This window comes from Mesorhizobium sp. P3_A9 (assembly GCF_056402975.1).
Genome location: NZ_JBFUGJ010000201.1, coordinates 1 through 10,874 on the forward strand (window position 1 = coordinate 1; position 10,874 = coordinate 10,874).

At 64.8% G+C, this 10,874-nt stretch carries 9 protein-coding genes, 1 pseudogene and 1 riboswitch; of the genes and pseudogenes, 5 read left to right on the top strand and 5 right to left on the bottom strand.

The window, feature by feature from the left end; all coding sequences use genetic code 11:
• Positions 1-623 (top strand): annotated as a pseudogene (locus AC1DX0_RS23160) (hypothetical protein); the annotation flags it as partial.
• 28 nt (positions 624-651) lie between these two features.
• Here the strand turns inward: AC1DX0_RS23160 and AC1DX0_RS23165 are convergent.
• The 4 genes from AC1DX0_RS23165 to AC1DX0_RS23180 form a co-directional block, all read right to left on the bottom strand.
• Positions 652-951, bottom strand: a complete 300-nt coding sequence (locus tag AC1DX0_RS23165) for a CcdB family protein (protein ID WP_477221729.1) — start codon at positions 949-951, stop codon at positions 652-654.
• The gene (locus AC1DX0_RS23170; protein WP_056576468.1) at positions 951-1,193 is read right to left on the bottom strand and encodes a type II toxin-antitoxin system CcdA family antitoxin; all 243 of its coding nucleotides are present in this window, start codon (positions 1,191-1,193) and stop codon (positions 951-953) included. Before AC1DX0_RS23170 ends, AC1DX0_RS23165 begins: the two co-directional genes overlap by 1 nt.
• Before the next feature lie 124 nt (positions 1,194-1,317).
• Positions 1,318-3,138: an ABC-F family ATP-binding cassette domain-containing protein gene (locus AC1DX0_RS23175; RefSeq protein ID WP_477221730.1), complete on the bottom strand. Its 1,821-nt coding sequence runs from the start codon at positions 3,136-3,138 to the stop codon at positions 1,318-1,320.
• 1 nt (position 3,139) lies between these two features.
• The gene (locus tag AC1DX0_RS23180; RefSeq protein WP_477221731.1) at positions 3,140-3,799 is read right to left on the bottom strand and encodes a thiamine diphosphokinase; all 660 of its coding nucleotides are present in this window, start codon (positions 3,797-3,799) and stop codon (positions 3,140-3,142) included.
• A gap of 88 nt (positions 3,800-3,887) precedes the next feature.
• Positions 3,888-4,002: riboswitch (TPP riboswitch) on the top strand.
• A gap of 43 nt (positions 4,003-4,045) precedes the next feature.
• Between AC1DX0_RS23180 and thiB the strand changes: the two genes are divergently transcribed.
• The 4 genes from thiB (at position 4,046) to AC1DX0_RS23200 (ending at position 9,177) form a co-directional block, all read left to right on the top strand.
• Positions 4,046-5,044, top strand: a complete 999-nt coding sequence (gene thiB, locus AC1DX0_RS23185; protein WP_477221732.1) for a thiamine ABC transporter substrate binding subunit — start codon at positions 4,046-4,048, stop codon at positions 5,042-5,044.
• 8 nt (positions 5,045-5,052) lie between these two features.
• Positions 5,053-6,678 carry a thiamine/thiamine pyrophosphate ABC transporter permease gene (gene thiP, locus AC1DX0_RS23190; protein WP_477221819.1) on the top strand — a complete coding sequence of 542 codons (1,626 nt, stop codon included), beginning with the start codon at positions 5,053-5,055 and terminating at the stop codon, positions 6,676-6,678.
• Positions 6,671-7,447, top strand: a complete 777-nt coding sequence (gene thiQ, locus AC1DX0_RS23195; RefSeq protein ID WP_477221733.1) for a thiamine ABC transporter ATP-binding protein — start codon at positions 6,671-6,673, stop codon at positions 7,445-7,447. The genes thiP and thiQ overlap by 8 nt, the downstream gene beginning before the upstream one ends.
• A gap of 260 nt (positions 7,448-7,707) precedes the next feature.
• Positions 7,708-9,177, top strand: a complete 1,470-nt coding sequence (locus tag AC1DX0_RS23200) for a M48 family metalloprotease (protein WP_477221734.1) — start codon at positions 7,708-7,710, stop codon at positions 9,175-9,177.
• Between the two features lie 83 nt (positions 9,178-9,260).
• Here AC1DX0_RS23200 and AC1DX0_RS23205 read toward each other — a convergent pair.
• The coding region (locus AC1DX0_RS23205; protein WP_477356981.1) for a caspase family protein at positions 9,261-10,874 on the bottom strand (1,614 nt) is incomplete at its 5' end.

The window sequence follows — 10,874 nt, forward strand, 5'->3', positions numbered from 1 at the left end:
CCGTTACACCGCCCGCAGCCGCCACGCCCGCGGCGCCGGCGGCCGCTCCGGCGACGGCGACTTCGGTGCCGGTCGGCCAGAAGGCGATCTTCTATGAGGAGCGCACCAGCACGGCGCAGGGTTCGGCCGAGCCCGGCAGCATCGTCTGGTCGCTGGTGCAGGAATCGCCCGGCGGCGACCTGCCGCCCGAGCCGGCGATCCGCGCCGAAGCAACCATCCCCGGCAAGGACATCCAGTTGCGCATGACCATCCGCCGCAACACCGACCAGACGTTGCCGGCCAGCCATATCATCGAGATGATCTTCCTGACGCCCGACGGTTTCGAGGGCGGCGGTGTCGACAACATATTGCGCGTCGCCATGAAAAGCTCCGAGCAGGACGCCGGCAGCCCGTTGATCGGCATTCCGGCCAAGATCGCCGACGGCTTCTTCCTCGTCGCGCTCAACGACACCAAGGCCGACGAGGACGCCAACATGACCTTGCTGCGCGGCCAGGACTGGATCGACGTGCCGGTGGTCTACAAGACCGGCCGGCGGGCGCTGCTGACCATGGAAAAGGGCATTCCCGGCGAGAAGGTGTTCGACGAGGCGATCAAGGCCTGGCAGGCGAAGACGGCGGGCTGATAGGGCACGCCGTAGAGGCTGCCTTCGCTCAGAAGCCCTGAAATAGCATGTCGAGCGCGGCGACGATGTCGTCGTGGTGCTTCGTCAGGTTGAGCCGACTTTCACCCAATTCGCTCGCCGGAACGGTGGCAATAAGGTGTGTCGCCATGACCAGCTTCCGGCCGTTGATCTCGAAGATCGGGTGAAGTTTTCGCATCGGCGGCGGCACCGCTGCAATCGGAAGAAGCGGGACGACCACCCGTGTCTTGAAATTGTCGAGCAGGTCGGATTGAACGTCGAGCAGATAGTTGCCTTCGATGCGACCGGCGAAGACATCATAGCGGGCCATCAGAACTGCCGGTACTCTTCCAAAGGGATGCCGTTTTTCTCCACATAGTCGTTCCACGCATCCATCGTGGCCCGGTTCTCAAGCTTCCACAGCCGCGTTTTTTCAGCGGCCACCGCTTCCGCGATGCCAGCTTCTGCGGCGCGCGAGACATTGACGTCTAGCCCCTTGGCTTCCCGCATGAGGTTGGAATCGATCGACAGATTTGCTGGCTGACGGATCGCATTCAAGGCAATCTTACGCATAATGGCCTCCGCAACATGCGCATAATGTATGCGCATTCTCGTGCAGGGGCAATCGGGCGGCTCCGATGAGAGGTGCGGACGCCCGGCCCTACGCTATGGCTCCCAGCCCTCGGGCGAGCGCTTCTCACCCCTCCATCTCTTCCCGAAGCATCTCGAGTTCCAGCCATTCCTCCTCGAGCGCCGCCAGCGTCGCGCGCTCCTTGTCGAGGGCCGCGATGGTCTTCTGGAACGAGGCCGGATCGCGCTCGTAGTAGGCCGGATCGGCGATGTTGTTCTCCAGCCGTGAGATCGACGCCATCACCGCCTCGATCTTCTTCGGCAGTGATTCCAGCGCAAATTTCTGCTTGAAGGACAGTTTCTTCGCCGGTCCTTTTGAGGCTGCCGGCTCGCTCTTGCCTGGCGCCGGCGCATCGCCGACTTCGGCCTTGGTGCGGGCCTTGCGGTCGTCGAGACGGGTGCCGCCGCGCTGCGCCAGCATGTCGGAATAGCCGCCGGCATATTCGATCCAGCGCCCGTCGCCGTCCGGCGCGATCAGGCTGGTCACCGTGCGGTCGAGAAAGTCACGATCGTGGCTGACCAGGATAACGGTGCCGGCAAAACCGGCGACCAGTTCCTGCAAAAGTTCGAGCGTCTCCATGTCGAGATCGTTGGTCGGCTCATCGAGCACCAGAAGATTCGCCGGCCGCGCCAGCACGCGCGCCAGGATCAGCCGCGCCCGCTCGCCGCCGGACAACTCGCGCACCGGCGTGCGGGCCTGCTCCGGCTTGAACAGGAAGTCCTTCATGTAGGAGACGACATGGCGCTGCTCGCCATTGATCACGAGGTTTTCGCCGCGTCCATCGGTCAGGTATTGCGCCAGCGTCTCTTGAGGGTCGACGGCCTCGCGCTTCTGGTCGAGCGTGGCGATCTCCAGATTGGTGCCGAGCCGCACCGAGCCGGCATCCGGCTTCATCTCGCCGGTCAGCATCTTCAGCAAAGTCGTCTTGCCGGCGCCGTTCGGGCCGACGAGACCGACGCGGTCGCCGCGTTGGATACGGGTCGAGAAGCCCTTGACCACGGTGAGATCGCCAAAGCTCTTCTCGATGTTTTTTGCTTCGATCACCAGCTTGCCGGATTCGGCGGCGTCGCTCGCCACCATGGTGGCGTTGCCTTCGGCGCCGCGATGACCGCGAAAATTCTTGCGCATGGTCTGCAATTCGCCGAGCCGGCGCATGTTGCGCTTGCGTCGCGCGGTCACGCCATAACGCAGCCAATGCTCTTCGCGCACGATCTGGCGGCCGAGCTTGTGCTGCTCGCGCTCTTCTTCTTCCAGCACCAGATCGCGCCATTCCTCGAAATGGCCAAAGCCCTTGTCCAGCCTGCGGGTCTGGCCGCGATCGAGCCAGACGGTGGCGCGCGACACGCGCTCGAGAAAGCGGCGGTCGTGCGAGATGACGATCAGCGCCGATGAGGTGCGGACGAGTTCCTCTTCCAGCCATTCAATGACAGACAGGTCAAGATGGTTAGTCGGCTCATCAAGCAGCAGAATATCGGGCTCGGGCGCCATGACGCGGGCAAGCGCGGCGCGCCTCGCCTCGCCGCCGGAGAGATCGTTCGGCCGCTCCTCGCCCGACAGGCCGAGATGCTCCATCAGATAGCTGGCGCGGTAGGGATCGTCGGCGGGTCCGAGCCCGGCCTCGACATAGGCGCGTACGGTGGCAAATCCTTCCATGTCGGGCATCTGCGGCAGATAGCGGACGGTCGCCGAGGGCTGGCGGAAGACCTCGCCGTCCTGCGGTTCGATCAGGCCGGCGGCGATCTTGAGCAGCGTCGACTTGCCGGAGCCGTTGCGGCCGACCAGCGCAATCTTGTCGCCGGCCGAAGCCGTCAAGGCGGCGCCGTCGAGCAGCGGCGTGCCACCAAAGGTCAGTTTTATCCCGTCGAGATTGAGAAGGGGCGGGGCCATGTCAGCTTTCAGGCAAGGGATAGGGATGGGCGAGCAACAGTGCGCGGCCGTGGCCGAGCGAGATGTCGAGGCGGCCCCCGGTCTTTTCGAGCTTGACCTCGTTGGAGATGGTCAGCGACGAGCCGAAGGCCACTTCGACCTGGTTGAGCGGCCATTTGGCGCCGGTGACGGTCAGGCCGGCCAGTTCGGAAAAGCCGAGGATCGAAAACAGCGTGCCGTCGGCATAGTCGAAGCCGGCCTTTCCCAACAGCAAGGGCACGCCTTCCTGGGCGCCGCTGGTCAGCAGCACGTCCGTTCCAGCCTCGGCCAACCGCAGGGCAAGCGCCAGATGCAGGAACGCGTGGTCGGCACGCTTGCCGCCAAAGGCGCCCGCCAGCACCAGGCTGGTCGCGCCGCGCTCGAGGGCTGCAGCGATCGCCAGTTCGCCGTCGGTCTTGTCCTTTTCCGCCGGAAAGGTCTGGCGGGGCACAGCGGCGAGATCGTTCGGCAGATTGGCCGGCACGGAATCGAAATCGCCCACCCACAGTTCCGGCACAAGGTCGAGCATCCGCGCATGGCCGATGCCGGCGTCGGCGGCGATAACGCGGGAGCCCTCGACCTGGCGGTCGAGCCGGGGCGTGCGGATGAGATCGCCGCCAAGCAGGATGGTGAATGTGCTCATATCTGGTGGCCTGTACCAGCCCGGCAGCGGAAACGGAAGGCCGGCAAACTGCCACTTGCGTGGTTCCTCGGCCGGGCCTATGTGTCGAGACGCTCTAACGGGGTGCCGGCTGCGATCTTCGCGGACCGGCTGAGAGGCAATCTCGCCAACCCGCTGAACCTGATCCGGTTTGTACCGGCGGAGGGATTAGACGTTTCGGACAGTCCGACGCCTCAATTCCTTTCAATTCGAACGAAGGAGGCGCCGATGCGCACGCTTTTATACGCTCTTGTCTCAACGATGGTCGTGACGTTGTCCGGGCCGGCCTTGGCCAAGGACAAGCTCACCGTCTACACCTATGAAAGTTTCAGCGCCGACTGGGGTCCAGGCCCGGTGGTGAAGAAGGAATTCGAGGCCGAATGCGGCTGCGACGTCGAGTTCGTCTCGGTCGCCGATGGCGTCGCCCTGCTCAACCGCGTCAAGCTCGAAGGCGCATTGACCAAGGCCGATATCGTGCTCGGCCTCGACACCAATCTGACCGCCGATGCCAAGGCTAGCGGGTTGTTTGCCCCGCATGGCGCGGTCTCCGATGTCAACGTGCCGGGCGGCTGGACCGACGACACTTTTGTTCCCTTCGACTACGGCTATTTCGCTGTCGTCTATGACACGCAGAAGCTGAAGACGCCGCCCAAGAGCCTGAAGGATCTGGTCGAAGGCAGTGCCGACGACAAGATCGTCATCCAGGATCCGCGCACGTCGACACCCGGCCTCGGCCTGCTGTTGTGGGTGAAGTCGGTCTATGGCGACAAGGCGCCGGAGGCCTGGGCCAAGCTCAAGACGAAGGTGCTGACGGTGACGCCGGGCTGGAGCGAGGCCTATGGCCTGTTCACCAAGGGCGAGGCGCCGATGGTGCTGTCCTACACGACGTCGCCGGCCTATCACATGGTCGCCGAGAACACCGAGCGCTACCAGGCGGCGTCTTTCGAGGAAGGCGAGTATCTGCAGATCGAAGTCGCCGGCATCACCACCACGGGGGCCAAGAACCCGCTGGCGGCGAAGTTCATGGCCTTCATGACCGGACCGAAATTCCAGGATGCCATCCCCGAGACCAACTGGATGTTCCCGGCAGGGAAGACCGACAAGCCGCTCAACCCGGCCTTCGACAAGCTGGTCAAGCCGACCAAGACCTTGCTGTTCAGCCCCGAGGAGGTTGCCGCCAATCGCAAGGCCTGGGTGGATGAATGGCTGGCGGTGATGAGCAAGTAGGCAACGCGATGGTGCCGGCGCATCCCACGGACCATCGTGTCGGCGCCGGCATCCTGGCGCTTGCCGCAATCGCGCTGCTGATCGGCGGCGCGTTTGCCGGGCTGCTTGTCGAAGGCGCCTATGATCTTTCGGGCGCCTGGGCGGCTTTCGACCCCTATCTCCTGCGCGTCGTGCGATTCACGCTCTGGCAGGCAATCCTTTCGACGCTGCTTTCTGTCGGCCCGGCACTGTTCGTTGCGCGTGCCCTGTTTCGGCATCCGCGCTTCTTTGGCCGCGCCTTCATCCTGCAGCTCTTCGCCGTGCCGCTGGCGCTGCCGGCGATCGTCGCGGCGCTCGGCATCCTGGCGCTCTACGGCCGCGCCGGCTATTTCGCCGGCCTGTTCAGCGCGGTTGGCGGCCAGGGCTGGCCAGGCATTTACGGCCTGTCCGGCATTCTTGTCGCCCATGTCTTCTTCAACCTGCCGCTCAGCGTCCGGCTGTTCCTCGAGGCGCTGCAGACCATTCCCGCCGACCAATGGCGGCTGGCGAGCCAACTCGGCATGGGCGCGCGGCCGGCCTTCCGGCTGATCGAATGGCCGACGCTGCGCGCCGCCTTGCCGGGTGTCGCCGGGCTGGTCTTCATGCTGTGCATCACCTCCTTCACCATCGTTTTGACCCTTGGCGGCGGACCGGCCGCGACGACGCTGGAGGTCGGCATCTATCAGGCACTGCGCTTCGACTTCGATCCCGCGCGCGCGGTGACGCTGACATTGCTGCAGATCGCGCTGACCTTTGTCGTGGTGCTGGCGCTGACGCGGCTAGGCACCAATGTCGTCGGCGACACCAACCTGCCGGTGGCGCAGCGCCGCTATCTCTCGGTCGTTGGGACCGAAACCGTGTTCAACGCTGCGCTGATCGTGCTGGCGCTGCTGTTCGTTGTCGGGCCGATGGCGGCCACGGTGATCGCCGGGTTAGGGGCCGATCTCGGCCGGCTCGCCGGCGAAGCGACTGTCCGGCAGGCAACGCTGACCAGCGTCGTGCTCGCCTTCCTGTCGGCGCTGCTTTCGGTGATGCTGTCGCTGGCCCTGACCATGGCGCGGCGGGCGTTGGCGCTGGGCCGCCGCGCCGGTGCAAAGACACTGCTTGAACATGTAACCGATACCGGCGCCGGCTTTGTCCTGGTCGTGCCGCCTATCGTCATCGGCGCCGGCTGGTTCCTATTGCTGCGCCACGTCGGCGACGTCTTTGCCATCGCCCCGGTCATGGTCGTCACCGTCAATGCGGTCATGGCCATGCCTTTCGCGCTGCGCGCCGTGCGTCCCGCCTATGATGCGGCGAGCGAGCGTCACGAACGCCTTTGCGCGCAGCTGGGCATTTCCGGCTGGGCCAGGCTGCTTCTGGTCGACTGGCCGTCATTGCGGCGCCCGCTCGCCACCGCCTTCGCCTTCGCCATGGCGCTGTCGCTCGGCGATCTCGGTGTCATCGCGCTGTTCGGCAGTGATTCCGTGCAGACCTTGCCCTACCTTCTGCTTTCGCGCATGGGCAGCTACCGCACCGAGGACGCCGCGGGCCTGGCGCTGTTGCTTGGTCTGGTTTGCCTCGCCTTGGTGCTGGCAGCAGACTGGTTGGGAAGGGAAAAGGCCCGCAATGTCTGACGGGGCGATGAGCAGGAAGGGCGTTCCGGTGCGGCTGGACAAGGTCTCGTTCAGCTATGGCGAGGCATCGCACGCCTTCGATGTCGAATTCAATGCCGCAAAAATCACGGCCATCATGGGGCCGAGCGGTTCGGGGAAGTCGACGCTGCTCAACCTGGTCGCCGGCTTCGAGACACCGCAATCCGGCCGCGTGCTGATCGGCGGGGCCGATGTCGGCGCCGCGCCGCCGGCGGCGCGTCCGGTGTCGATGGTGTTCCAGGAAAACAACCTTTTCGCCCATCTTTCCGTCGAGCAGAATGTCGGGCTTGGCCGTTCGCCATCGCTGCGGCTGACCGAGACCGATCGGATCGCCATCGCCGAGGCGCTGGCGCGCACCGGTCTTGCCGGCAAGGAAAAACGGCTGCCGCGCGAACTCTCCGGCGGCGAGCGCCAGCGCGTCGCCCTGGCGCGCGTATTGGTGCGCGATCGCCCGGTGCTTCTGCTCGACGAGCCCTTTGCTTCGCTCGGGCCGGCCTTGCGCGACGACATGCTCGATCTGGTTGCCGGCCTCCATGCCGAGCGCGGCATGACCGTGCTGTTCGTCACGCACCAGCCTGAGGACGCCCGCCGTATCGGCCAGAATGTGGTGTTTCTGGACAATGGCACTGTTGCCGCCACCGGCACGGCGGACGATTTCTTTGCCGGGGCTGGCCCCGAGGCGTTCCGACGCTATGTTGGCACAAGCATCCAGACGGCTGGATCACGAGATATTGCCCGGAAGCGGACATAATTTACGCCCAAACCGGTCCGAGGCGATATGGCGCTTGCTTGCCATGACTGGAGTAGTGTGGCTAGGTCCGCTCAATACCGGTCCGGCATACGCCGTGATTTGCCTACAGCATCCGCCGTCCGCCCTGAGGGACGTGCGACGGATGCTGTAGCAGTTTGAAGTAGCGCGTGACACTCTTCGAAGATCGCCCCCGATCGTCGTCGTCATGCGCCGGGACCCGAAAGGAAGCCGTTCTGGCGATCGGCGTTGACAGGCTCAAAATGAATCCGCTGGCGCGCTTTCTGGCGCTGGCCGGTTTTACCGTGGCCTTGGCAAGCTGCCAGATGTTCACGCCTCCGGCGGTCCAGGAATCCGGCTTCCAGCCTTCCGACAAGCCGATTACGGTCGACAATGTCGGCGCCAACAACAAGCTCGCGGAGCTCGCCAAGGCGCAGCATCCGCGCATCCTGGCGACCTATGGCGGCGAATATTCCGATCCCAAGCTCGAGCGCATGGTGGCCAAGGTCGTCGGCAATCTGACCGTGGTGTCGGCAAACCCGACCCAGACCTACCGCATCACCATCCTCAATTCGCCCAACGTCAACGCCTTCGCGCTGCCGGGCGGTTATCTCTACATCACGCGCGGCCTGCTGGCGCTGGCCAATGATTCGTCCGAGCTCGCCGCCGTCATCGCGCATGAGATGGGCCACGTCACCGCCAATCACGGCTTGCAGCGTCAGCAGTTGGAGGCCGAGGAAGGCCTGGCGACGAAGGTTGTCTCGGATGTGCTGGGCGACAGCCCGACCGCCAAGGCGGCTTTGATCCGCGGCAAGCTCCGGCTGGCGCAGTTCTCGCGCAACCAGGAGCTGGAAGCCGACGCCATCGGCATCAAGTCGATCGGCGAAGCCGGCTACGATCCCTATGCCGCCGGCCGATTCCTGCAATCGATGTCGGCCTATACCGATTTTCGCTCGATCAGCGGCGCCACCGATGCCAGCCTCGACTTCCTGGCGACGCACCCCAACACGCCGCAGCGCATCGACCTTGCGCAGCGCCATGCCCGCCAGTTCGGCGCGCCCGGCGTCGGCACGCGCGACCGCGATTCCTTCCTCGCCGGCATTGACGGCCTGCTCTATGGCGACACGCCGGAAGAAGGCTATGTGCGCGGCGAGACCTTCCTGCATCCGGGCCTCGGCGTGTCGTTCACGGTGCCGGACGGCTTCATCATCGACAATTCGGCGGCGGCGGTAACGGCGACCGGCCCTGGCGACATAGCCATCCGCTTCGACGGCGTTTCGATCGACAAGAACCGCGCCTTGACCGACTATATCAGAAGCGGCTGGGTGGCTGGCCTCGACGACAGCACGGTCAAGCAGGAAACCATCAACGGCAATGAGGCCGCGACCGCGCATGCCGGTGCCGAAGGCTGGCAGTTCGACATCGCGGTGATCCGCGCCGGCGGCCAGGTCTACCGGCTGCTGACGGCGGCACCCTCTGCCAGCACCTCGCTGGAGACGGTGGCGCGCTCGGTCAGCGGGTCGTTCCGTATCCTCAGTCCCGCTGAAAAGGCGGCCTTGAAGCCGTTGCATATCCGCGTGCTCACCGTGCAGCCGGGCCAGACCATGGGCTCGCTCTCCGCGCAGATGGTCGGCGTCGACCGCAAGCTCGACCTGTTCCGGGTGCTCAATGCGCTGTCACCGGGTGCCGCGGTTTCGGCCGGCGACAAGGTCAAGATCGTCACCGACAAGTAAATCGGTGTCGGCGTTCAGTCGGCTGCGGAACAATCAATTTCGACACTGTCTGTTCCGACGATGCGCCCATGGCATCGCTGTCGTCATCCGTCACTGCCGCCACCGCTGGTGCTGTGGTCGGAGTTGCCGCCGCCATTGCCGCGCCAGAGCACTGGTCCGGTTTCACTTGGCACTGTCGGGGCCTTTGGCTTGGCGATCTTCGGCCGCGGCGGTTTTGGCACGGGTGTACGGATCACCTTTGTCTTCGTGATGACTTTGATCACCACCTTGGGCGTGCACGCCGCGACTGTCAGCGTGCTTGGCCTGGGCGAAAGACCGAGAATGCCCATAGAATAAGCCTCTTGCCGTTCGATGCCAGCCTTGAGGAAAGCCAAGGCACGGGCCGGATCGGCGGGCACGCCATTGCGGCCTTCCTGGAAGATCATCGCAAGATCGTTCATGGCGTTGATATGCCCCATCGCTGCTGCCTTGAGCATGAGGTCAAGCCCTTTGCCGGTATCGCGCTGGACGCCGACGCCATCGAAAAGGGCCTGGCCCCACGCGCTCATGGCGTAGGGGTCGCCTTTGTCGGACGCTTGCGAATAGAAATCGTTCCCCTGCGTGGCATCCACGGGCATCCCTATTCCCGAGGCGGCGAGGTAGCCGAGCTCGTAGACGGCGCGGACGTGTCCCTTGTCGGACGCCTCCTGGATCGCCTTCCTGGCCTCGTCGATGTTGCCGGCGACCAGCAGCGCCCGCCCGAGTTCGTAACGGAAGCGGGCGACATCGGGATAGGCTTTCACCGCCGCCTCGCAGGCCTCGACCGCGCCGTCTGCGATCTCGTTCGGTAACCGGCCTGGGACGACGCCTTGCAGGTCGAGCGGCTCGCCAGCGGCCTGGTCGCAGGGGTCAACGCTCGGCGACAGCTTCATCTTAGCCCGTTTCGACGTGTTGCCGGCGCGGATTTGAAAGTTAATCTCGACGGGAGCGGTCGAGCCGATCTGCGGCTCGTAGCGCAATTGGTCGACTTCAGCGGCCATCAGGCTCGACTGCGGCGATAGGACGCGATCCGGCAGGGACAGCGTTCCAGCTGCCGGATAACCGGCAAGTTTGAGGCTCGTCGAGACATCCTTGGCCGGAAAATCCAGCTTCAGCGCAACCGGACCGACGCCGACCGGGACGCTGATGTCGCGATTTTCGATAGCTTCGGCGGCAGTGCCGACCTGGATTCCGCGCTCCGCCACCTGCTGGTTTTGCTGGGCGTCGGGCGCCGCCAGCGTGGATTGCCCCGCCGCGCGCATCAGCACGACATCGTCGATCAGCGAGGAATTCTCCCACGGAACCTGCCTGCCATTGGTCGCCTTGACCACATCGCGGCGCACGGCGGCCATGACGGCGCGGATTTCCTGGTTCGGCGCCAGCGCGCGGCGCGAAAAGGCGGATGAGAAGGGGCTAAGATCGCCGGACCCGTCATAAGCGACAGCGCCGGGCCCGGTGGCAAAGGCAATCAGCGCATTCTGCGAGCCGGTCACCTCCGCGAGCCCGGTGCCGCCGGAGACGATCAATTGGTCGCGCAGCCAGTAGTCCTTGCGCGGGAAAGGATTGTTGCGGCAGGCATCGAGGATGATCAGCTGGACCTTCGACTTCGGCCGCAATTGCTGCAGTATGTCGTCAAGCCTGATGGTCTGGACCTCCATGTCGGCCGCATCCTTCAACGA

What these genes read in the sequence shown, in the direction of transcription:
- AC1DX0_RS23165 (WP_477221729.1), bottom strand. Translation starts at nt 951, where the DNA reads ATGGCCCGCTATGATGTCTTCGCCGGTCGCATCGAAGGCAACTATCTG.
- AC1DX0_RS23170 (WP_056576468.1), bottom strand. Translation starts at nt 1,193, where the DNA reads ATGCGTAAGATTGCCTTGAATGCGATCCGTCAGCCAGCAAATCTGTCG.
- AC1DX0_RS23175 (WP_477221730.1), bottom strand. Translation starts at nt 3,138, where the DNA reads ATGGCCCCGCCCCTTCTCAATCTCGACGGGATAAAACTGACCTTTGGT.
- AC1DX0_RS23180 (WP_477221731.1), bottom strand. Translation starts at nt 3,799, where the DNA reads ATGAGCACATTCACCATCCTGCTTGGCGGCGATCTCATCCGCACGCCC.
- thiB (WP_477221732.1), top strand. Translation starts at nt 4,046, where the DNA reads ATGCGCACGCTTTTATACGCTCTTGTCTCAACGATGGTCGTGACGTTG.
- thiP (WP_477221819.1), top strand. Translation starts at nt 5,053, where the DNA reads ATGGTGCCGGCGCATCCCACGGACCATCGTGTCGGCGCCGGCATCCTG.
- thiQ (WP_477221733.1), top strand. Translation starts at nt 6,671, where the DNA reads ATGTCTGACGGGGCGATGAGCAGGAAGGGCGTTCCGGTGCGGCTGGAC.
- AC1DX0_RS23200 (WP_477221734.1), top strand. Translation starts at nt 7,708, where the DNA reads ATGAATCCGCTGGCGCGCTTTCTGGCGCTGGCCGGTTTTACCGTGGCC.